Raw genomic sequence first — 21027 nt, 5'->3', positions numbered from 1 at the left:
GACGAGTTACATAACCAAGTTATTTCAAGAGTGTCAATGGTGGAGGCGCGAGAGGCATGGCAGGGCGGCCGAAGCTCGATGACGCACCGGAGCGGCTGGTGCGAGCCGCTGTCGGCCTGCTGGCCGAACAGGGGCCGTCGGCCATCAAGGCGCGTACGGTGGCGTCCGCGAGCGGGCTGTCGACGATGGTCGTCTACGGCCACTTCGGTGGGATCCCCGAGCTGATGCGCGCCGTCGCCGACCACGGCTTCAGGGAGCTCGCCGGGGCGTTCGCCCAGGTGCCGGTGACGGATGATCCGATCGCGGATCTCTTCGCCATGGCTTTGACCTGCCGCCGAGTGGCCCACGAGAACCCTCACCTGTATGACCTGATGTTCGGCCTGTCCACTCGTGCGACGTACCGGCCGCTGTCGGACGCGGACCTTCGCTTGAGCGGCCATTCGCCGGCCTTCAGGGATGCCCACGTCCATATCACCGCGGCATGTCAACGGCTCGTGGACTCGGGCAGGGCCGAGCGGCAGAAACCTGAAGTCATAGCCGCCCAGTTGTGGAGTCTGGTCCACGGGTACATCACCCTCGAGCTGGCCGAGCACTTCGGCGAGTTCGAGGACCCCGTGACGCAGGTGATGCGGCCGATGGGCGTGAACTTCTCTGTCGGTCTGGGCGACGAGCGGGAACGGGCCGAAGCCTCGCACGAGGCGGGCGCGCGCCTTTACGACTCGATCGTTCAAGGTCGGTGAAAGTCGGTAGGGCAGGACGCCGTCCCGGGCGGGACCACCCATGTGCGGCTAGGGCGACTTGGTCTCCGCGGTAGAGGTACCGGTGCCCGGGGTGAGCTGGTCATGCCTCCCCAGCGCCGCGACCTCCCGTTCGAGGGACGGAACGGCACGGGCCGCGAAGCGCCTCGCCCATGGCCAGGCCAGTGGCGAATTCAGCGCTGCCTTGGCCCAGTTGGCCACGACGACCGCGCGGGGGACGTACACGCGGCTGCGGCGGCGGACGAGCCCGTCGACGATCGCGGCAGCCGCCCGGTCGGCACTCGTGGTGACATTGCCCGGGTAGGGAAGCCGGTTGCGCAGGCCCTGGAACGAGGGAAGGTCCGCCTCGGCGCCCCGGACGAGATCCGTGTCGATCCAGGAGGGGTGCACCAGGCCGACCGTGACGCCGAGGTGCGCCACCTCCTGGCGGTAGGTCAGGGCGAGCAGCTCGGCCGCGGCCTTGCTGGCGCCGTAGGAGGCCATCGCCGCCAGCGGCATGAAGGACAGCGCGGACGCCACGACCAGTACGTGTCCCCGGCTGCGCTCCAGATGGGGCGTCACGTACTTGAGGGTTCGGAAGACACCGTTCAGATTGATGTCCAGGACCCGCTCGAACGACGCCTCGTCCGTCTGTCGCACGGTCCCGTACGCCACGACCCCGGCATTGGCGACGACCAGATCGATGCCGCCCATGACCCCCGCGGCCTCGTCGATCGCTGACCGCAGGACGGTGCCGTCGCGCACATCGGCCTCACGCCAGGAAGCGGCGGGGCCCAGCTCGCGGGCGAGGTCACGGAGCCGATCGGGTTCCAGTCCGATCAAGGCCACCTGAGCGCCTCGGGCGATGGCCAGGCGGGCCGCCTTCTCGCCGATGCCGCGCGCCGCTCCGGTGACAACCAGTTTTCTGCCCAGCAAGTCACGTTTCATGGCCGCAACATAACTTCGTTATTTATTGAGCGCAAGATGTCGCGCGGATGAATTGTCACCGCTCCACCTGCTGGGTCTTACGACTGGACGAACCTATGCTGACGGTCATGAGGCGGACATCCTTTGCGCACTGGCCCTGTTCGATCGCGCGCACCATGGACCTGCTCGGGGACTGGTGGACGCCGTTGGTGCTGCGTGAGGCGTTCTACGGGATCCGGCGGTTCGACGCGTTCCAGGTGTCACTGGGGATCGCGCGCAACACATTGACGGACCGGTTGCGTCGGCTGGTGGACGAGGGGCTGCTGGAGAAACGGCCGTACCAGACGGAGCCGGTTCGGTACGACTACGTGCTCACGGAGAAGGGGCGCGACTTCTACGGTGTGCTGCTGGTGATGAACCGGTGGGGGGACCGCTGGCTGTCCGGTGAACAGGGCCCGCCGGTAGTCATGCGGCACGAGGCCTGCGGACAGGAAGCCCACGCCGAGGTGGTGTGTTCTTCCTGCGGTGAGCAGATGACCGCGGAGAACACCAGTCCTCGGATGGGCCCCGGCTATCCGCCACACCTGGCCGAACGGCCGGATGTGCGGGAGCGTTTCGCCGGCTGACTCAGCGGCTCTGCCGGGGCTGCGCTTTCCCTTGACATGTGAGTCTATCTACGCAACTTTACTGGTCACATCTGGTCATGGGAGTTCTCGGATCGGCATGGAGGCTGCAGGAACATGGAGTGGACAGGCGCGCGCTATGCGGACAAGCCGACGGTGGAGGTCCGCACCTGGATCGCTGCTCCGCCCGAACAGGTGTGGACGCTCGTGTCCGACATCGAGTTGATGCCGCGTATGAGCTCCGAACTGCAGTCCGTCGAATGGCTGGACGGCAGGACCGCCCCTGCCCTGGGAGCCCGGTTCATCGGCCGGAGCAAGCACGAGGCACTCGGGGAGTGGGCCACCACCTCCCACATCGTCGAGTGCGAGCCGCCGAGGCTGCTTGCCTGGGCCGTCGAGAACCCGCAGAACCCGACGGCGATCTGGCGGTTCACGTTGGAGCCGCAGGGCGGTGGCACTCTGCTGAGCGAATGGATGCAGATGGGGCCGGCCCGTTCGGGCCTCTCCTTCGCCATCGATCGCATGCCGGAGAAGGAGCAGAAGATCGTCTTCGTGCGCATGCGGGAGTTCGAGGCCAACATGACCATCACCCTCGAAGAGATCAAGAAGCTGGCCGAGAGGGCCCGGCCCACGGGCGAGGCGAGGCTCTGATGCGTACCTCCACCACGATCGAGGCTTCCGGGGGCGACTGGCGGGAGATCGTCGCCTATGTCACCGAGGCGGAGAAGCTCGGTCTTGACATCTGCTGGGTGGCGGAGGCGTGGGGCTCCGAGGCCCCCTCGCCGTTGGGCTACCTCGCGGCGAAGACCGAGCGCATGCTCCTCGGATCCGGAATCATCCAACTCGGCACCCGCACGCCGATGGCCATCGCCCGCGCCGCGATCACACTGTCGCAGATCTCCGAGGGGCGCTTCCTTCTCGGCCTGGGCCCCTCCGGGCCGCAGGTGATCGAGGGGCTGCACGGCGTGCCCTTCGCCCGGCCGCTGGTGCGGATGCGGGAGACCGTCGAGATCGTGCGGGAGGCCGCCGCGGGCGGCAAAGTCTCCTACTCAGGAAAGGAGTTCCGGATTCCGCTGCCGGGCGGGCAGGCGAAGCCCATGCGTCTGTCGATGCGTGCCGAGCATGACATTCCGGTCTACCTCGCCACTCTCTCGCCGAAGATGCTGCACCTGACCGGTGAGATCGCCGATGGGTGGCTGGGCACCAGTTTCGTGCCCGAGGGCGCCAAGGAGGCGTACTTCGACCACCTGGACCAGGGCCTTGCCGCTGCCGGTCGCGCCCGTGCCGACCTCGACATCTGCCAAGGCGCCGAGGTCGCCTTCGCGGACGACGAGGACGCGCTGAGCGCGATGGTGGCCGGACGCAAGAAGGAACTTGCCTTCAGCCTCGGCGGCATGGGTTCCGCGACCACGAACTACTACAACAACGCCTACAGCCGCCAGGGTTGGGCCGAAGTGGCGGCCGAAGTCCGCACACGTTGGCAGGCCGGGGACCGGGACGGCGCGGCCGGCCTGGTCACCGACGAAATGGTGCTGGCGACCACTCTGATCGGAACCGACGGCATGGTGCGCCAACGGCTGCGTGTGTGGCGCGACGCCGGTGTGGACACCGTACGTTTCTATCCGGCCGGAGAGACCCTCGACGCTCGGCTCACCACTCTCGGCCGGGCCATCGACCTGGTCCGTGACATCGAGGACGAGGCGGCACGGTAGCGGCACGGCCGGGTGCGGTCGAGGAGTGCTGTTGCAGGCGTTGGTCGACGTCAACCGTGCGCGCTGACGCCGTCCGCCGCCAGGCCTGACATCAGCAGGGTGATCGTGTGGAACGTCCTGGCCAGGGCGTCCTCCCGGTCCGCCGCGGCGGCGATGATCTGGTTGCCCTCGCACAGGACGGCCAACAGCAGCCGGGCGACGGTGGCGACCGGAACGTCCGGTTCCACGTCACCGCGTTCGGCCAGGACGGTCAATAGCCGTTCGATCGGCGGTTGGGCCACCGTGTCGTTGATGTGCCGGTACTGCTCCACCAGCACCGAGGGCGCCTGGGCCATGAGCTCTCGATGCAGGGCATCGTCGATGGTCCGCCGCAAGAAGGCGTGCGTGAGGTTCGACACGGCGGTCAACGCAGGCTTGCCCGGTGTCGCACGGATCGCCTCGGACGCCGCGTCGGCGAGCGCTCCGACCGGCTGGAGCAACTCCGTGTAGAGCTCGGCGAACATCGCCTTCTTGTCCGGGAAGTGGTGGTAGAAGGTGCCCTTGCTCACTTGCGCCGCCGCGGTGATGGCCTCGACCGACGTGTCCGCGAACCCGTTGTCGACGAAGAGTTTGCGCGCGGCCGCCACCAGGTCCGCCCGGGTCTGCTCCGCATACAGCTGTCGTCGGTTTGGCCCTCTCATGTTGACCATTGTATATTCAATGACCTGAAGTCAGTGAATGACTCGTGGTCGGTCAGTGGTCGTCGTGACAGTGCCCTCCGGAAGGCAGACGTAGCCGTGGAAAAGCGCAGAATCCTGTTGCTGGGTGCGACGGGGTACACGGGGCGGCGGGTTCTCAGGGAACTGCTCGCACGAGGTGAGAAGCCGACCTTGGTCGGGCGAAGCCGAACGAAGATGCTGACCCTGGCCGACCGCTTCGAGGCGGAACTGCCGGTGGCGGAAGTGGACGTCACCTCTTCCGCCCGCCTCACGCGCCTTCTGGGCCCCAGCGATGTGGTCGTCTCCACGGTCGGGCCGTTCATGCAACTGGGCATGGCCACGGTCACGGCCGCCGCGCGGGCGGGAGCGCGCTACTTCGACTCCACGGGGGAGGGCCCCTTCGCCCGCCGGGTCCTCCTTGAACTGGACTCCGTCGCGGCCGCCCGGGGAGCGACTCTCGTGCCCGCGTTCGGCTACGACTACGTGCCCGGCAACCTCGCCGGCGCCCTGGCCCTGGAACAGGCGGGCGAGCGCGCATGCCATGTCGAGATCGGCTACTTCATCACCCGTTCGGGGCGCGGGAGTGAGCTGCATTACCGGAGCACCCTGCGCGACTCCTGGGACCTGACCACGGGTGGCACGCGCCAGACGCTGGTCGCCGCGGCGGCCGAGGACGGGTTCGCCTACCGCTCCCCACGTCCTGGAGCCTCTTCCCGACTGGTCGACGAGCGGGCCGCCAAGCGTGTCCTCACCTTCCGCTACGCCGGTGTGCGACGCCCGGCCATAACCGTCCCGGGCACGGAGCATCTCGGCCTGCCTGAGGTCTTCCCTCGGCTGGAGAGCGTCGAGGTGGGGATGGGCTGGCTCGGGCGGTGGACGCGTCCGGTGCAGATCGCCGCCATGCTCCAGGCGCCCTTGCTGAGGTCGGCGAAGGTGCGGGCTACTCTGACGCGGTGGTCCGGGCGGCTCCCGGGAGCACATCGTGAGCCGGACACCGACGGCCGTTCCCTGGTGATCGCGGTCGCCCGCGACGGCCAGGGTCGTCCCCTGGCCGCGACGGCCCTCGCCGGACCCGATCCCTACGAGATGACGGGCTCCCTCCTGGCGTGGGGCGCAGTCCGTGCGGCGGCGCCGGATGCCGTCCTCAAGCCCGGTGTGCACGGTCCGGTCGCGGTCTTCGGGCTTGACACCCTCAGGCTCGGTGCCGCCGAGGCGGGAGTACATGAAGTCGACGGGGCGTTGGCCCGTCGGTGATCGCTGCGTGGGTATGGATCACGGCACCGGGGCGTTGAACCAGCGACTGAGTTGATGAACAGGTTGTGCGATCGGGAGCGAGTCGGCCACTGACGTGGAGTCGACCGTCCCAGTGGAAAGGAAAGGTCCATGGACGAGCAGAGTGAGCACTTCGACGTCGTCGTACTCGGCGCGGGCCCCGGCGGATACGTAGCCGCCATCCGGGCCGCCCAACTGGGCAAGCGCGTCGCGGTGGTCGAGGAGAAGTACTGGGGCGGCGTCTGCCTGAACGTGGGCTGTATCCCCACCAAGGCCCTGCTGCGCAACGCCGAGCTCGCGCACATCTTCACGCGCGAGGCGAAGACCTTCGGCATCAAGGTCGAGGGTGAGGTCTCCTTCGACTACGGGGAGGCCTTCCGCCGCAGCCGGAAGGTCGCGGACGGCCGGGTCAAGGGCGTCCACTACCTGATGAAGAAGAACAAGATCACCGAAATCAGCGGACGCGGCACCTTCCTCGACCCGCACACACTCCAGGTGGCCGACTACGACGGCAACACCCGCACCATCGGCTTCGAGAACTGCATCATCGCCGCCGGGGCGAGCCCCAAGCTGCTGCCCGGCACCAAGCGCAGCGCGCGCGTGGTGACGTACGAGGAGCAGATCCTCGCCGAGGACCTCCCGCAGTCGATCGTCATCGCGGGCGCCGGCGCGATCGGCGTCGAGTTCGCGTATGTCCTGCACAACTACGGCGTCAAGGTCACGATCGTGGAGTTCCTGGACCGTATCGCCCCGCTGGAGGACGCCGAGGTCTCCGCCGAACTGGCCAAGCAGTACCGGAAGTTGGGGATCCAGGTGCTGACCTCGACCCGCGTCGAGTCGATCGACGAGTCCGGCCCGCAGGTCCGTGTCACGGTCACCGGCAAGGACGGCACCCAGCAGGTCCTGGAGGCCGACAAGGTCCTCCAGGCGATCGGCTTCGCCCCGAACGTCACCGGATACGGCCTGGAGAACACCGGCGTCCGCGTCACCGAGCGCGGCGCGATCGACGTCGACGGCCGCTGCCGCACCTCCGTACCGCACATCTACGCCATCGGCGACGTCACCGCGAAGCTGATGCTCGCGCACGCCGCCGAGGCGATGGGCGTGGTCGCCGCCGAGACGATCGCGGACGCGGAGACCATGGAGCTGGACTACGTGATGATCCCGCGCTCCACCTTCTGCCAGCCGCAGATCGCCAGCTTCGGCTACACCGAGGCACAGGCCAGGGAGAAGGGCTACGACGTCCAGGTCGCCAAGTTCCCCTTCACCGCGAACGCCAAGGCCCACGGCCTGGGGGACGCGAGCGGGTTCGTGAAGCTGATCAGCGACGGCAAGTACGGCGAACTCCTCGGCGGCCACCTCATCGGCCCCGACGTCACCGAACTCCTCCCCGAACTGACCCTGGCCCAGCAGTGGGACCTCACCGTCCACGAGGTCGCCCGCAACGTCCACGCCCACCCCACCCTCGGCGAAGCGGTCAAGGAAGCCGTCCACGGCCTCGCCGGCCACATGATCAACATGTAGCAGGGCGCTGCCCCCTCGAAACGAACAGGTCGATGCCGGCGAGCGCGTTGTCATACACGTTGCGGTGACGCAGCTCCGCGCCCTTGGGGTGGCCGGTGGTGCCGGACGTGTAGGGGACCACCGCTGTGTCGTCTTCGTCGCGTTCGATCGTCCGGAACGTCACGGGCTGCTCGGCTACGACCGAGGTGTAGGACTCCGGCGTCTCGTCCCCGGACTACGGCGCGCCGCCGCTCTCGATCAGGAAGAACTCGGTGCAGTCCGCGCTCTCGCGGAATCCCTTCCAGGCGGCCTTTCCGATCGGCAGCTCCGGGGTGCCCTCGAAGGCGAAATACGCCCTTCGCGTCGGAGTCGGTGAGGTGGTAGGCGACCTCGCGGCCCTGCAACAGCACGTTCAGCGGCACGACCGCGGCGCCGGCCTTGAGGATGCCGAAGTAGATGCTGGAGAATCGGGGCAGGACAGCGCGACCTTGTCCCCGGGCTGGATCCCGCGCGAGACGAGCACGAAGACGATCGCGGTGCGTTCCGGGTAGCGTGACGCGGAATCCGTCCGCAGTCGTGACGCGGAATCCGTCCGCAGTCGTGACGCGGAATCCGTCCGCAGTCGTGACGCGTTGCGGCTCAAGCTGTGCATCGTCGTTCTTCGGGGTTTTCGGGCGGGTGGTCAGGGTCCAGTGGTGGGGGTCTGGACGAAGGCCGGAGGCGGCACGAAGCCGTCTACTTCCCGGCCCAGCAGGGCGGCGAACTCGATGGTGGTGAGATCGCCTCCGGTCGGGCCCATGGCCTGCAGACCGATGGGCAGTCCGCTCCTGCCTTTGCGCACCGGGATGGTCGTCGCCGGGCCTCCGGAGACGTTGGCGACGGCGTTCCACTTGACCTGGTCCCAGTAAGGGCGTCGCACACCTTCGACTTCGAATGGCCGCCCGAACCAGTCGATCAGCTTGTTGTGGTGGGCGGGGGCGGCCGTCGGGGTGACCGGCATGAGCACGATGTCGAAGTCCTGGAAGAACTCGAACCATCGCTGCCGGATCTCATTGCGCACCATGTGGGCCTGCAGCCAGTGATAGTGGGACTGGAAGGTTCCGAGCAGGGCGGGACCGGCGTCACCCCGCGGGTGCTGGACGAACCGGGCCAGCACCGCGGCGCTGGAGGCAGGAGCGAGGCCGGTGCGGTCGCCCGCGCCGAAGAGCAGGGGCTGGAAGGCCTTCTCGTGATTCGTCGCGATGTCGACAGGGAGGCCGGCGGGCTGCACCGTGATCTTCGCGCCGGCCGTCCGCAGCACAGCGACCGCGTCGTCAACGGCAGCCGCGACGTCGCTGTCGACCGGACACGAGGGATCCTCGCTCCAGACGGCGACCCGGAAGTCGGCGAGCTTGGTCGCGCGCGGCGGTGCGAGTGTGTAGCTGAAACCGCCGTCGTAGTCGGCGGGCCCGACCGTTGCCCGCAGGATCGGGACGAGGTCACGGGCGTCGCGGACCTGCGCGCCGCCGCAGCCCATGTCGGCCTCGGTCCATCGTCCCGGGCCCGGGCCGTAGGGCACATGCCCGATGAGGGGTATGGACCGCCAGGTCGACTTGTGCCCGTACAGGCCGTTGAAGTGGGACGGGATCCTGGTCGATCCGCCGATCTCCGAGCCGAAGTCGAACGCCGTGAGGCCCGCGGCGGTGGCGACGGCGCCGCCCCCGGCGGATCCGCCCGAGGTACGGGTCGTGTCCCACGGGTTCGATGAAGGACCGAACACCGGGTTGTCGGCCTGGACGTCCTGGTTGCCCGGAGGCATGTTGCTCTTCCCCATGATCACGGCACCGGCCGAACGCAGCCGCTTGACCGCCTCGGCGTCGTGGTCGGGCACGTAGTCCTTGAGGTCTGTTCGCCCGCAGACGGTGCGCATCCCGGCTGTCTCGAAGCTGTCCTTGACCGTGATCGGCACACCGTGCAGAGGACCGAGGTCTTGCCCGGCCGCCCGCGCGGCGTCCGCTTCCCCGGCCTCGCGACGGGCCCGCTCGGGGTCAAGGGTCACCACCGCGTTCAACACGGTGTTATGGGTGGCGATCCGCTCAAGATAGAGCTCGACGAGTTCCCGGCTCGAGATCTCACCCGCGGCCAGCGCGCGTGACTGCTCCACTGCGGGCTGGAAGGGGACGTCACTCACGGCATGCCTCATCTCTGACTCTGACGGCGCCATCAAATGTGAGTCATAACATTACATTCGACAGACCATAGGCTCGGGATGACGTGCAAGGCAATGGCCCTGCGGAATGAACGGAGGATCCTGTGGCATGAAGGGGCCGACCTCGTCGCCAACGTCGTCGTAGAGGAGCTACGCATGCAGGCGGCGCGGCACGGCACTCTGCGGCCCGGCTGCCCAGCTTCGAGGATCTCGTTCTCGGCTATCTGTCGCCCGAGCACCGGGACCAGTGCGGCGTCGGATGTCCCTCCGCGCCCTGATCGACTAGTTCGACCGCTGCGAAGGCCTGGGTCGCTGCAGCTGTCCCGCGCCGCCTTCGACTCGAAGCTCGCCGATGAGGTCCTCGAGAAGGGCATCGAGAACGCCCTCGCGTTCATCGACTGAGCAGTGTGGGATCAGGCCGGATCGACGAATATGTCGAGCGCGAGATCGCCTTCGAAGTCGGCAGGGCTGTAGACGGACAGGTCGGTGACGCCCTCGTCCGACAGGACCTCGTCGTCGATGAACAGGTTGGCGGTGCACTTCCGCGCGTCACGCGTGAGGATGGCGTACGCGGCGTCAGCCATGATCCGCGGACTACGGGCTTGTCCGGCGCCGCCGACCACGTTGCGCACGGCGGCCGTGTCGATCAGGGTCCTCGGCCACAACGAGTTGGCGGCGATGCCGTCGGCGGCGAGCTCCTCGGCGAGCCCGATGGCGCACAGACTCATGCCGTACTTCGACAGCGTGTAACCGAGGTGCTTCCCCACCCAGTGCGGCGCGAGGTTCAACGGCGGGGAGAGCGTGAGGATGTGCGGGTTGCCCGCCTTGCGCAGGTGCGGGATAGCGGCCTTGCTCAGCAGGAACGTGCCACGCGTGTTGATGTCCTGCATCAGGTCGTACCGCTTCATCTCCAGCTGCTCCGACGACGACAGGTCGATCGCGCTGGCGTTGTTCACCACGATGTCGATGCCACCGAAGGCGCTGACCGCCGCGTCGACAGCGGTGCGCACATCGTCCTCGTCGCGGACGTCACCGACGACGGCCAGCCCCTTGCCGCCCGCGCGCTCAATCTCGTCAACGGCGGTGTGGACCGTGCCTTCGAGCTTCGGATGCGGCACGGCGGTCTTGGCGAGCATCACCACGTTCGCACCGTCGCGGGCCGCGCGCAGAGCGATGGCGAGTCCGATGCCGCGGCTGCCTCCCGACATCAGGATGGTCTTGTCGGTCAGCGTCTGTGTCATGGTCGAACCTCCAAAATAGATTGCCGAGCTAATCGTACGCGATGCTAATGGTATCTTCCGCGTATGACTTCCACTCCCGCACGCCAGATCGACCGGCTCTACCACGAGCTCCTGGCCCCCAAAGAGACACAGTCCGTTCGCGCTGCCGTGCGCCGGATCGCAGAGCACGAAGTGGCTCCGCACGCCGTGGCGATCGCGGGCGGCGACGAGCGCACGGACGGCTTCCCCCGGCAGGTGTTTGACGGGCTTGCGTCGGCGGGGGTCTTCCGGATCCCCTTCCCCAGCGAGGTCGGCGGCGACGGTCTGACCCACCCGGCGAGCGCCACCGCCGCGGCCATCGAGGAACTGGCCTACTACTCCAGCAGCGTCGCGGCCGTCTTCGATGTGCACTGCATCCTGGCGGGCAACGCCCTGCGGCAGGGCACCGAGGAGCAGCAGCAGCGATGGCTGCGAAAGGTCGCGGAGGGCTCGGTGGTCGGCGCGTTCGCCACCACCGAGCCGGATGCCTCAAGTGACCTGTCCCCGCAGGCGGTTCAGACCGAGGCGATACGCACCGAGGCCGGCTGGGTGCTGAACGGCCACAAGCGGTGGATCTCCAACTCGCCCGTCGCCGGGTTCGTGGTGGTTCTCGCCCGCACCGGCACCCGGCTGAGCATGTTCATCGTCGACACGGCGCTTCCCGGAGTGGAGGTCGGCCTTCCCGACCGCAAGATGGGCAACCGCGGCCAGCTCACCGCGGACGTCCGCTTCACGGATGTGCACCTGACCGACGACGATCTCCTCGGTGGCGCCGAGGGACACGGACTGCGCCATGCACTGTCCACTCTGACCTACGGCCGGATCGGCATCGCGGCTGCCGGGGTCGGCATGGCGCAGGCCGCCTTCGACCACACCGTGGCCCACCTGTCGACGCGACACGCCTTCGGCAAGCCGGTGGCCGCCAACCAGCACTGGCAGTTCCTGCTCGCCGAACGGGCCACCGAGATCGAGAACGCCCGCACCCTCTACACCAAGGCCGCCCTGCGCCTGGACGCGGGCAACCCGTCCCCGGAGCCCGAGGCCGCGATGGCGAAGTACTACGCCACCAAACTGTCGGTGGACATGGCGCGCGACGCCGTCCAGGCCTTCGGAGGCCTCGGCTTCGCGCGCGAACTGGGTGCCGACGGCAGCCCCGGCCCCGTCGAGGCGATCTACCGGGACAGCAAGATCGGCGAGATCTATGAGGGCACCAACGAGATCCAGAAGTGGGTCATAGCCCGGCAGATCTTCGGTCGGGCCATCGTCGGCTGAGCACCCAGGACGCACCGGCCGTAAGCCGGCGGAAGGTGGGGAATCTCGCCGGCCTGCAGCGGTCCTGGTGCCTCGGGCCTTCTCGTACGATGGACAGGACCATACGTACGACTAACCATGGGCGGGATAAACGATGTCCGAGGCTCCGCTGGTTCCGGGGACAGTGGCCGAACACACCATCTGCCTGCTGGTCAAACTCGGGCAGGTGGCGTTCAGGATCGCCGAGGACGGCATTGGCGGGACCGGCCTGCGGGTGCGGCATTACAGCGTCCTGCAGGCTTTGGTGGACAACGGTGCGATGCCGCAACTGGCACTTGGCTCGTTCCTGCGCATCGACCCCGCGACGATGGTGACGAGTCTCGACGACCTGGAGCGCGCCGGATACGCGGAGCGGACACGAGATCCGCAGGATCGTCGCCGCTACGCCGTGGACATCACCACCGAAGGGCGCAAGGTCCTGGCCCGCCTCAACCACACACTCGTAGATCTCGACGGCGAAATCCTCGCAGACCTGGGTGCCACGGAACGGCAGTCGCTTCACGTCCTGCTGGGCAGTCTCGCGGCAAGTCCCACTCTGACGTCCCTGTTCGACACCGTCCGGGAGCAGAACGGTGGGAAACGGGCTTAACGGCTCTAGGGGATCGCCCCGAGGTATAGCGCTATGCCCCGGTTATGGTGAAGTCGGCTTGCCGGGCCGTATGCAGGGGCAGGGGAGGGCTTCGGTCGGTCGGCTGCCGCCGCTGTGGCCTGGGCCTCTTCGCGGGCGTGCTCGGTTCGCTGGGCCTTGGTCATACGGGTGGGCCATTGGTCCACGGGGACATTGCTCCCGATCAAGTCCAGCAACAGGGGCAGTAGATCTTTGTCGGACTTCGGCTTCAGCCCCTGATTGCGCAGCTCGCGCATTACCTGCCGTACGCGGGCGTCACTGAACGCGGGCATTCGGCCCTCGTCCGGAAGGCCCACCCAACGCAACTGATGCCATTCATGAGTGAGCGGATCTTGGAAGAAAACGAAACATGGATCACGTGGATCCCGGTGGAACACGTACTTGTTCTTCGCCGCCCCGCCCCGGCCAGACGGACGGAAACGCCACTCGTTCAGTGCCTCCCCGTCGTACCAGAGATTTCTGATTTTTACGCCGCGTCGGCCGTGAATCATCACCCGATGAGTAGGAAGCAGTTGGTAGTACAACTCCGCCGGCGGGATCTGCAGTGCAAAGCCGCCCTGGGCCATGGACGCCGCGAACAGGGTATTCGGACTGTGATCACCAGCAGGATCCCAACTGGGTGCGTAGGAACCGAACCTGCGGTTCTGCCAGATCCTGACGACCCAGGTGGCAATCAAGTGCTCCATCTCCGCCACGGTGATGCATGCGTCACTTTCCGGATCGATGCCGCGATCTGAGCTGTCGACGCCCTGGTAGCCCGGAAGAATCCGGAACAGCAGGGACTGGATCGCGCCGAAGGCTCGCTCCACCGCCTGCTTGTCGGTCGGCCGCAGCACCCGACTCGGCCGGATCGTCGCGCCGATCACCCGCTGAACCTCGATCAGGTGGTGATTCTTGTACACCGAGCCGTGGTCGGTGGTCACGGTCTCCGGGGCGAAGAACGGTAGCCCAGCGACCTTGACATCAGTGAATTCCGCGATCACGCTGCCGGGAACCCCGGGATAGGCCCACTCCATCTCCTCGCCCCAGTCCGGGCGCATGGGCAGCGGCATCATGACGTCCCGCAAGATCATGGCGACGTCTACTGAGGTGTCCGAGACCAACGTGAGTCGGAAAGCCACGATCGAATGCGTGTATACGTCCAGAGCCAGCGTCAGATGCACTGACACCGGGTCGCCAAAGACCTGCCCACGGACTTTGACCGGGAGTACCGTCGTGTCGAGCGCCACTACTTGCCCGGGCCGACTGACCACCACGTGCCTACCTGTCGCCACCGCTTGAGCCCGTGCAGCTGAAACGGCATAGCGCTGACGGGCTCCGGTTGATCCGAACCACTCCTTCCACACGACCCGGAGGGTTTCGTAACTGGGTACCGGCTCGTCCTTCCCGAACTCCTCGCGTACGTACTGATGGATCAGCCGTTCACGGTCTTTTGCTGTCAGCTTGGAGCGGTGCAGGGTCTCGTGGCGTACCGCAAAGATCGCCTCACGTACCGCGGCTGAGATCTGACGGCCGGTCGCCTCCCGCAGCCACCGGTCGTCCGCACATCCCACCGGACCGAAGCGGCGGCGGTCCAGATCCCAGCGGATCAGAGTGCGGTAGCTGACCTTGTCCAAGCAGTGGGCGGCGGTCAGATCCGGGTTGCGTATCGTGTCCTGCCGCAGCTCCCGCACCTTGGCATGACGGCGCTCGGTCAACGTGGTGGAGTTCGGATCGTATTGCGGCTTCGGCTCTCCGGGGAGCGCGTTCAGCGGATCACCGCTGCGAAACCCGGTCTCCACCTCCCGCAAATGGTCCACCCGCAACATCACGAGTGGCCGCTTGCTCGGCGGCAGATCGAGAACGCCCTTTGGCTGCCGCCCGCGGCTGGCGGCCGGAAGGTCCTTCCTCGTTCGTGTCGACGGCCTGATGTTCGGATGGTGCATCAACTGCCGCACCGACGTCTTCCAAGCCTCATGCTCGGGCCGGACCAGCACCACCTTTCCGACTTGGGGTTGAAATGCCTCCACTGTCCACGGCACGCCGTTCACGACGAACTCGTTTCCCGGCGAGAGGTCCCAGGCAACTGCAGCGGTCACTGTCACCAACTCCCACTCGCCGGGCGGCGAGAGAGGGACAGGCGGATCGTGCTCGCGTCGGTCAGAGGGCCAGAAATCTGCAGGCCCAATTGGCGATGCCACAACAGATGGATCGCATGAGCCCGGGCAACGGCTTCCAGGCTGCAGCGCCTTACCAGGGTCCCGAACGGTTGTGGACCGTCTTCTGCCGCCAGAAGCAGCTGCTCCTGTAGCCGCAGTGGGTCGGTCAAGTGCCTTCGTCCGGCGGACAGCGTATCGATCAGGCCTACTACATGGTCGTGCCAACCAGCAACCACCGCGTAGTTCCACCCAGCAATCAGGGCGACCTCGGCCGCAGCGGCGAACTTGACCTCGTCCTCAGGTTCTATCCGTGCTGAAGGCCGCACATCGATGAGCCACGGCGTGTCGTCGGTCAGCAGAAGATAGTCCGGGATGTGCTCGACGCTGCCGTTGACGCTCTGGAAGCGCAGACGGAACGGTTGAGTCAGCGCCTCCACAAGAGATCCTGAGAAGTCAGCTGCCAGAAGGAGGAGTTCCTCCTCGAAACTCTCGAAACCGTGGTGACGGTCGGTACTGACCAGATATTCCAAGGCCGGGGCGATGCCACTGATCGGTACGCCAAGTGAAGCGGCGCACAGGAACACTTGAGAGCACGTCGACCTCGCCCAGGTTCCTGACGGTGCAACCGACGAGCGTCCGTCCGAAACGCCACGCCGTAGTCCACCGGGCAGTCCAGTCCGACGGCATGGCCAGTTGACTGACGGCGTCAGCTGAGATGGCATGCATTCGGGCGAGATCGTGCAATGTCGATGTGTCCGACCAGGGGACAGTAGCGCTCGATGCGCCAACTGGCGAGTGATCGAGCAGCGGGGGCTGGGGAGCCACGTCTCCGCCTTACATGCCAAGAGTGCGATGGAAATTACGAAGATCATCTTAAGGGCCTCTGGATCTTCGTAACGCCTCATCGCACCGTGATACCAGGGGTGCGCCTCCCACGGTCATCACGCAGCACCCTTGCTGGGCGGTCTCAGGGAGATGTCCCGAGGTGCTGAGCCCCCCACTGACCAAGTCCAGCAAAGGCTGACGGTCCAACCAGGGGGCGCGTAGGCCGGAGGTGAGTCGCCATATGGCAGTGATCTGAGCGGGGAAGAGCGGAGGCCTCCGCGACACGCTCACCCGAGCAGCGTCGTCGGCAGATAGAAGACCGCCGCCCCGTTTTCGAGGGAGTGATCCAGCGGCCCTCTGGGAAGGACGCCGACGTGACGTCGTGGTTGGGGATGGGCCATTGGAGGCAACCGGAGGAGGAAGGGGCGTCGTCGGTGCAGGCAGGGAGGCCTTCGAATCTGTACCGATGTGCCAAGAATCCTCGGCAGACAGCTCCCCATACTGCTGAATGTGGTTGGCAAAAGTGCAGGTCAGCGTAGTGCTCCGGAGACACCTAGCGTCTGTGGTCACAGGGAACGCGACCACCTCCGGCACTCGTCCGATCACCGGTCTTCATATCGGTTACGGTGTTGCTGTTACGGCTGTTTGAGGAGGTGGGACGTTCCGTGGCAGAACCTGTTCCCGCGCGGGCGGGCGCGGCGTCGGCTCGGCGTTCTCCGGGACGGCCGCCGGTGCCGTTGGAGCGCATCGTCGCCACAGCACTGCGGATCGTGGACGAGGACGGCTCCGACGCTCTGTCGATGCGGACGCTGGCTCAGCGTCTGGGCTCGGGCACGGCGACGCTGTACCGGCACTTCGACAACCGGGCGGACCTCATCGCTCATGTCGTGGACCGCATGTTCGGCGTCGTGGAGCTGAAGGGCGACGAGCTCCTCGCGATGGGCTGGGAACGGGCGCTGCGGACGGTCGCGCACGCCATGTTCGACGCCTTGGCCCGGCACCGGAACGCGGCGGGTCTGATGGTCGAGCAGATTCCGCTGGGGCCGAACGCCATGGCGCTGCGGGAGCGCTGTGTCGCGGTGTTGCTCGGCAGTGGTTTCCCGCCGCGGGTCGCCGCGTACGCGTACGCGACTCTGGCCCGCTACGTCCTCGGGTTCGCCGTACAGGCCAACGGGCACGGCGGCGCGGGACGACCCGACGACACCCGGGCGGAGGCCGCCTTTCGGAGCGTGGATCCGGACCTGTTCCCGGCCACCGTCGCCGTGGCCGGGGTGATGCCGGTTCCGATCGAGGACGAGTTCTCCTTCGGCCTCGACCTGCTTCTCAGCGGGCTCGCCCGCCTGCGCGACGAGGTCTGACCGAGCGACGTGATCACTCGGACGAGTCAGGTCCGAGGGCCTGCGGGCCCGATGCTGTGCAGCAGCCGCTCTCCGGATTCGCGGAGCTGGTCCTTGACGTCGTCGAGTCGGGTCGTGAGCAGGGCGTGATCGCGTTTGCGCCAGGTGCCGGCGACCATCACCGCTTCGATGTTGGCGATGTCGGCGTGCAGGACCGTGGCGACCGGGTCGTGTGCCGGCCACAGGTTGACTGCCCGGGCGTCCACGGCGACCAGGTCGGCTTGCATGCCCGCCTCGATCCGGCCCACCCGGTCGGCCAGGCCCAGCGCCTTCGCCCCCTCGACCGTGGCCCAGGCCAGTGCCTGTCTGGCGGTCACCGAAGCGGTGCCGGCGTGCATGCCGGTCTCCTGCCGGTGTCGGGCATGGTCCAGGCCACGCTGGTGGGCCAGGGCGATGCGGGCCGCGGTGAGGACCTTGCCGGGTACGGCGGTGTCGATGTCGGTGCCCAGGGAGGGCGCCCCGTGCAGGCGCAGCAGGGACCCGGTGACGGGTGTGCCGTGTCCTTGGCCCAGTTCGTTCTCCGGGGTGGTGGTGAAGGTGACGCCCGCTTCGAGGAGCATCTTGAGCCAGTCGTCGGGCAGGTCGATCCCGTGCGCGATGTTGGTCAGAGGGCTGAACAGTTGGGCGGCGCGCACGGCTTCCCAGCCGGGTGCGGGCTCTCCGCCGCTCTGGTGCAGGGAAACGACGAGGCCGCGTTCCGAGCCGGCCCGGAAGTCGGCCACCGCCGTCTCGGGCGAGGAGTACTGAGGTCCCTGCAGGGCCATGCCCAGGGTGAGGAGGGCGTGGTCGCGGACGGGGCCGTCGAGCAGCCGGTCGATCTCGGTGAGGGGGTGGGGGACGTCCGGCGCACGGTAGGGCGTGCCGTGCAGGAAGACGGCGCGGATCCCCGCCTGGGCCAGGCCTTGGACGGCGGCGTCGGCATGTTCGGGCGACAGGACGTTGTGACACCAGTCGCCGAGGGTGGTCGTACCGCAGTTGAGCTGGTTCAGTGCGCCGGCGAGATTACTGATGTGCATGTCGGCCGGGGTGTAGTGCCCGACGCACTCGCCGTGGAGGTGGGTGAGGTACTCCATCAGTGTCCAGTCGGCGCCCGCGGAGCGCAGAGCGGTCTGCCAGGTGTGCAGGTGGGCGTTGACCAGGCCGGGGATGACGATCCGGCCGGAGAAGTCGACGACTTCGGCGTCGGGTGCCTCGATGTTGTCGCCGACGGCGGCGATGCGGTCACCGTCGACGAGGACATCGGCGTGCTCGGCGTCCGGACGGCCCGGCACCATCGTGATGACCTGCGCCCCGCGCAGCAGTACGCGGCTCATACGGTGGACCTCCGGCCGGGGGAGGTGCGGCTGTGCTGGGACATGGTGCGGCTCCTTGCTCATGGCGTCATGGCCCGCGCGGCGGATTGAGTGGTGGTGAGGAAGTCCCGGGTGGCGATGTGCCCGATGTAGCCGTCGGGACGGATCAGCAGCAGCGTGTCGCCGTCAAGGCCGTAAGCGCTCTTCAACGTGTTCTCGGGGTCGGAGAAGGCGAGACCGTCGGCGGCTCTCGCCCCGACCTTCAGCCGCTCCAGCCGAGCGCCGGACGTCTGCCAGGCGAGCACGTCGAGATCCCGGGCGGCGCCCGCGCCGTAGGCGATGGCGGTGAAGTGCGGCCCGCGGAAGGCGTCGAACAGCCGGGTCCCGGTCCCGTCGGCGCGGAGCAGCCCGGCGTCCGGGGCGCGGTCGCCCACGCGCAGCGTCGAGGTGCGCATGCCGTCGGCGGGAGCGAGCGGACCGCCGTAGTAGGTCAGGGCGAGTTGCTGCTCGTCCTTGCCCCGCTTCATGCTCGACGGGTCGAGCTTGGACATGCCGCCCCACTTCTCCGTGGACAGGCCAAGCACCCCGGCGGCGATCGGCTGCCTTTCCGCCTCGTAGGTGTCCAGCAGTGCCGCGCTCGCCCCGGCGAGGACCTGACTGATCTTCCAGCCGAGGTTGTAGCCGTCCTGGATACCGGTGTTCAGGCCCTGGGCGCCGGCCGGGGTGTGGACGTGCGCGGCGTCACCGACGAGGAAGGCGCGTCCCCGGCCGTAGTTCTCCGCCAAGCGGATGTTCGGTCGGAACACCGACGTCCAGTGGATGTCGTGCAGCTGAATGCGCCGGTCGCGGGTGTGGGCGTGGATCCGCCGGAGGATGTCGTCCTTGTCGGAGGGCGCTGCCTCGTCGGGCCCGAGGCTGATCATCCACTGGAACATGCCGCTGCCGGGGAGCGGACAGGCGCCGATGCGCCTGCCGCCGCGGCCGGGCCACATGTGCCACCGGTTGCGGGCCAGCCCGGTCACGGTGGCATCGACGATGAGCATCCGGTCGCTCTCGTGCGTCGTCCCGACGAACCCGATGCCGAGCTGCTTGCGCACCGCACTGGAACCGCCGTCGGCGCCTACGACGTACCGGGCGACGATCTCCTCGGTGCCGTCCGCGCCCGCCACCTTGGCGACCACCGTGTCCTCGTCCTGCGTCAGCTCGGTCAGTTCGCTGCCGAACTCGATCTCACGGCCGAGCTCGCCGAGCCGGGCGTGCAGGGCGCGGTCCGTGCGGAACTGAGGGATCAGCCAGGTGTTCGGGTAGGGGACGTCCGGGGTCGCCTCCCGGTGGGGGAACATCTTCCAGGGCACGGCGAGGGGGCCCGCGTGGACCCCGAGCTTGGGGTAGATGCTGCCGCCGGCCAGCACCTCGTCGAGGGCACCGAGGTCTTCGAGGACTTCGAGACTGCGGGGCTGGACGCCCTTGGCGCGGGAGCCGTCGAAGGCATGGGGAGACCTGTCGACGATCCGTACGTCGAGTCCCCGCCGTACGAGGTCGATCGCCACGGCGGAGCCCGAAGGGCCCGCACCGATGACCAGTACGTCGATGACCTGAGGGTTGTTCATCGGTCGAGCCTTTCGGCGGGTGCGGCCACGAACGGGACGAGCTGGTCGGCGACGTGGCGCGGGCGTTCGAATGGGGCCATGTGCCCGCACTCGGGAATGACATGACGATGCAGCGGCTTCAGCAGGGCGCGAGCCGTGTCGAGGTGGGCCAGGGGCGTGACGGCGTCCTCGTCGCCCCACAGGAGCAGCGTGGGAATGCCCAGCGCGCCCGTCTGCCGGAAGAGCTCGTCACGGCCGGAGACCGGTAGGTGCTGCAGCGTGTCGAAGACCGCGTACAGCGAACCCTCGAAGCGGAAGGCGTCAAGGACCATGTCCGTCAGTTTCGCGCCGAGCCCGGGGTCGCGGACGTTGTGCCCGAGGTGTCCCTGGAGTATCCGGCGGCCGCGCCGCCGGGCGACGACACCGGCCAGCAGATCGTTGCGCAGTATCCGGTGAGGGGAGGTCGGCCGCGGTTTCGCGAGACCGGCGGGGCCGACGATGGTGAGGGTGGACACCTGCGAGCGGTACTGGGCGGCGTGGTTCATGGCGACGAGTGCGCCCATGGAGGTGCCGACGAGGTGCAGTGGCCGCGTGGTCAGGCCGAGCCGTTCGGTCAGCTCGGCCAGCTGTCGCGTGAAGAGGGTTTCGTCGTATCGCGCCCGCACCCGGTCCGAGTAGCCGCGGCCGTACGCGCTGCAGGTCAGAGTCCGCAGCCCGCGGGCGTTCAGCTCGGTGACGAGGCCGTCCCAGTAGAAGAGCGGGATGGTCAGGCCGCCCGCCATCACGACCAGTTCGCCGTCCTCGGGGCCCTTCAGTTCGTAGTGCGTGACGCCGTCGGAGAGCTCGACGAAACTGCCGCGCAGGGCTTGCCGCGATGCGGCGGTGAGCCGTCGGTCCTCGCCCGGTGCGACGAAGTACTTCATGGAAC

General features: G+C 67.6%; 19 protein-coding genes and 1 pseudogene. 9 read left to right on the top strand and 11 right to left on the bottom strand.

What is annotated here, in order from left to right:
• Positions 1-56: 56 nt before the first annotated feature.
• Complete coding sequence (locus K4B79_RS41750; protein WP_232032669.1) at positions 57-740, top strand: TetR/AcrR family transcriptional regulator; 684 nt, start codon at positions 57-59, stop codon at positions 738-740.
• 48 nt (positions 741-788) lie between these two features.
• Here K4B79_RS41750 and K4B79_RS41745 read toward each other — a convergent pair whose 3' ends face one another.
• Entirely contained in the window at positions 789-1685 is an 897-nt protein-coding gene (locus K4B79_RS41745) for an SDR family oxidoreductase (protein WP_232032668.1), read from the bottom strand.
• A 107-nt stretch (positions 1686-1792) separates the two neighbouring features.
• Between K4B79_RS41745 and K4B79_RS41740 the strand changes: the two genes are divergently transcribed.
• From K4B79_RS41740 to K4B79_RS41730, 3 genes are all read left to right on the top strand, one after another.
• A complete protein-coding gene (locus K4B79_RS41740; protein ID WP_055705466.1) occupies positions 1793-2290 on the top strand; it encodes a winged helix-turn-helix transcriptional regulator in 498 nt (165 codons plus the stop codon).
• 114 nt (positions 2291-2404) lie between these two features.
• A complete protein-coding gene (locus K4B79_RS41735; RefSeq protein WP_232032667.1) occupies positions 2405-2938 on the top strand; it encodes an SRPBCC family protein in 534 nt (177 codons plus the stop codon).
• Complete coding sequence (locus tag K4B79_RS41730) at positions 2938-3999, top strand: LLM class flavin-dependent oxidoreductase (protein ID WP_232032666.1); 1062 nt, start codon at positions 2938-2940, stop codon at positions 3997-3999. Before K4B79_RS41735 ends, K4B79_RS41730 begins: the two co-directional genes overlap by 1 nt.
• A 50-nt stretch (positions 4000-4049) precedes the next feature.
• Here K4B79_RS41730 and K4B79_RS41725 read toward each other — a convergent pair whose 3' ends face one another.
• Complete coding sequence (locus K4B79_RS41725) at positions 4050-4679, bottom strand: TetR/AcrR family transcriptional regulator (protein WP_232032665.1); 630 nt, start codon at positions 4677-4679, stop codon at positions 4050-4052.
• Between the two features lie 33 nt (positions 4680-4712).
• Here K4B79_RS41725 and K4B79_RS41720 point away from each other — a divergent pair, with 33 nt between their 5' ends.
• Positions 4713-5951: a saccharopine dehydrogenase NADP-binding domain-containing protein gene (locus K4B79_RS41720; protein WP_232032664.1), complete on the top strand. Its 1239-nt coding sequence runs from the start codon at positions 4713-4715 to the stop codon at positions 5949-5951.
• A gap of 129 nt (positions 5952-6080) precedes the next feature.
• On the top strand, positions 6081-7493 hold the full coding sequence (lpdA, locus tag K4B79_RS41715; RefSeq protein ID WP_232032663.1) for a dihydrolipoyl dehydrogenase: 1413 nt from the start codon (positions 6081-6083) through the stop codon (positions 7491-7493).
• Here the strand turns inward: lpdA and K4B79_RS48080 are convergent.
• The 4 genes and pseudogenes from K4B79_RS48080 to K4B79_RS41690 all read right to left on the bottom strand — a co-directional run bounded on the left by K4B79_RS48080 (position 7483) and on the right by K4B79_RS41690 (position 10901).
• Positions 7483-7656 (bottom strand): AMP-binding protein, encoded by a 174-nt coding sequence (locus K4B79_RS48080; protein ID WP_308280615.1) that lies wholly within the window; start codon positions 7654-7656, stop codon positions 7483-7485. The two genes, lpdA and K4B79_RS48080, sit on opposite strands and share 11 nt — an antisense overlap.
• A 193-nt stretch (positions 7657-7849) precedes the next feature.
• Positions 7850-7894: pseudogene (locus tag K4B79_RS48765) on the bottom strand (hypothetical protein); the annotation flags it as partial.
• A 260-nt stretch (positions 7895-8154) separates the two neighbouring features.
• Entirely contained in the window at positions 8155-9642 is a 1488-nt protein-coding gene (locus tag K4B79_RS41700) for an amidase (protein WP_232032661.1), read from the bottom strand.
• A gap of 431 nt (positions 9643-10073) precedes the next feature.
• Complete coding sequence (locus K4B79_RS41690; protein ID WP_232032660.1) at positions 10074-10901, bottom strand: SDR family oxidoreductase; 828 nt, start codon at positions 10899-10901, stop codon at positions 10074-10076.
• A 63-nt stretch (positions 10902-10964) separates the two neighbouring features.
• Here K4B79_RS41690 and K4B79_RS41685 point away from each other — a divergent pair, with 63 nt between their 5' ends.
• Positions 10965-12191, top strand: a complete 1227-nt coding sequence (locus K4B79_RS41685; protein WP_067257809.1) for an acyl-CoA dehydrogenase family protein — start codon at positions 10965-10967, stop codon at positions 12189-12191.
• Positions 12192-12324: 133 nt separating this feature from the next.
• On the top strand, positions 12325-12819 hold the full coding sequence (locus tag K4B79_RS41680) for a MarR family winged helix-turn-helix transcriptional regulator (RefSeq protein WP_232032659.1): 495 nt from the start codon (positions 12325-12327) through the stop codon (positions 12817-12819).
• A gap of 5 nt (positions 12820-12824) precedes the next feature.
• On the opposite strand, the gene K4B79_RS41675 is transcribed toward K4B79_RS41680, so the two are convergent.
• Together K4B79_RS41675 and K4B79_RS41670 are read right to left on the bottom strand one after the other, a co-directional pair.
• On the bottom strand, positions 12825-14936 hold the full coding sequence (locus K4B79_RS41675) for a transposase (protein ID WP_232032658.1): 2112 nt from the start codon (positions 14934-14936) through the stop codon (positions 12825-12827).
• Between the two features lie 2 nt (positions 14937-14938).
• A complete protein-coding gene (locus tag K4B79_RS41670; protein ID WP_232032657.1) occupies positions 14939-15580 on the bottom strand; it encodes a hypothetical protein in 642 nt (213 codons plus the stop codon).
• Positions 15581-16552: 972 nt separating this feature from the next.
• Here K4B79_RS41670 and K4B79_RS41665 point away from each other — a divergent pair.
• Positions 16553-17179, top strand: coding sequence for a TetR/AcrR family transcriptional regulator (locus tag K4B79_RS41665; RefSeq protein ID WP_232032687.1), 627 nt, complete (start codon positions 16553-16555; stop codon positions 17177-17179).
• A gap of 26 nt (positions 17180-17205) precedes the next feature.
• On the opposite strand, the gene K4B79_RS41660 is transcribed toward K4B79_RS41665, so the two are convergent.
• From K4B79_RS41660 to K4B79_RS41650, 3 genes are read right to left on the bottom strand one after another with little or no spacing between them, the layout of a single operon-like run.
• A complete protein-coding gene (locus K4B79_RS41660; RefSeq protein WP_232032656.1) occupies positions 17206-18531 on the bottom strand; it encodes an amidohydrolase family protein in 1326 nt (441 codons plus the stop codon).
• Between the two features lie 59 nt (positions 18532-18590).
• Entirely contained in the window at positions 18591-20120 is a 1530-nt protein-coding gene (locus K4B79_RS41655) for an FAD-dependent oxidoreductase (protein ID WP_232032655.1), read from the bottom strand.
• Positions 20117-21022, bottom strand: a complete 906-nt coding sequence (locus K4B79_RS41650; RefSeq protein WP_232032654.1) for an alpha/beta fold hydrolase — start codon at positions 21020-21022, stop codon at positions 20117-20119. The genes K4B79_RS41655 and K4B79_RS41650 overlap by 4 nt, the downstream gene beginning before the upstream one ends.
• Positions 21023-21027 lie beyond the last annotated feature (5 nt).

The organism is Streptomyces lincolnensis, from assembly GCF_021173675.1.
GTDB classification, from domain to species: domain Bacteria; phylum Actinomycetota; class Actinomycetes; order Streptomycetales; family Streptomycetaceae; genus Streptomyces; species Streptomyces lincolnensis_B.
Note: the sequence above shows the minus strand (reverse complement) of the source record. Positions and strands in the feature narration are given on the sequence as shown.

Excerpts from the sequence above, each read along its gene's own strand:
- K4B79_RS41750 (WP_232032669.1), top strand. The coding sequence starts at position 57 with ATGGCAGGGCGGCCGAAGCTCGATGACGCACCGGAGCGGCTGGTGCGA.
- K4B79_RS41735 (WP_232032667.1), top strand. The coding sequence starts at position 2,405 with ATGGAGTGGACAGGCGCGCGCTATGCGGACAAGCCGACGGTGGAGGTC.
- K4B79_RS41745 (WP_232032668.1), bottom strand. The coding sequence starts at position 1,685 with ATGAAACGTGACTTGCTGGGCAGAAAACTGGTTGTCACCGGAGCGGCG.
- K4B79_RS41655 (WP_232032655.1), bottom strand. The coding sequence starts at position 20,120 with ATGAACAACCCTCAGGTCATCGACGTACTGGTCATCGGTGCGGGCCCT.
- K4B79_RS41740 (WP_055705466.1), top strand. The coding sequence starts at position 1,793 with ATGAGGCGGACATCCTTTGCGCACTGGCCCTGTTCGATCGCGCGCACC.
- K4B79_RS41730 (WP_232032666.1), top strand. The coding sequence starts at position 2,938 with ATGCGTACCTCCACCACGATCGAGGCTTCCGGGGGCGACTGGCGGGAG.
- K4B79_RS41685 (WP_067257809.1), top strand. The coding sequence starts at position 10,965 with ATGACTTCCACTCCCGCACGCCAGATCGACCGGCTCTACCACGAGCTC.
- K4B79_RS41690 (WP_232032660.1), bottom strand. The coding sequence starts at position 10,901 with ATGACACAGACGCTGACCGACAAGACCATCCTGATGTCGGGAGGCAGC.
- K4B79_RS41660 (WP_232032656.1), bottom strand. The coding sequence starts at position 18,531 with ATGAGCCGCGTACTGCTGCGCGGGGCGCAGGTCATCACGATGGTGCCG.
- K4B79_RS41725 (WP_232032665.1), bottom strand. The coding sequence starts at position 4,679 with ATGAGAGGGCCAAACCGACGACAGCTGTATGCGGAGCAGACCCGGGCG.
- lpdA (WP_232032663.1), top strand. The coding sequence starts at position 6,081 with ATGGACGAGCAGAGTGAGCACTTCGACGTCGTCGTACTCGGCGCGGGC.
- K4B79_RS41650 (WP_232032654.1), bottom strand. The coding sequence starts at position 21,022 with ATGAAGTACTTCGTCGCACCGGGCGAGGACCGACGGCTCACCGCCGCA.
- K4B79_RS41680 (WP_232032659.1), top strand. The coding sequence starts at position 12,325 with ATGTCCGAGGCTCCGCTGGTTCCGGGGACAGTGGCCGAACACACCATC.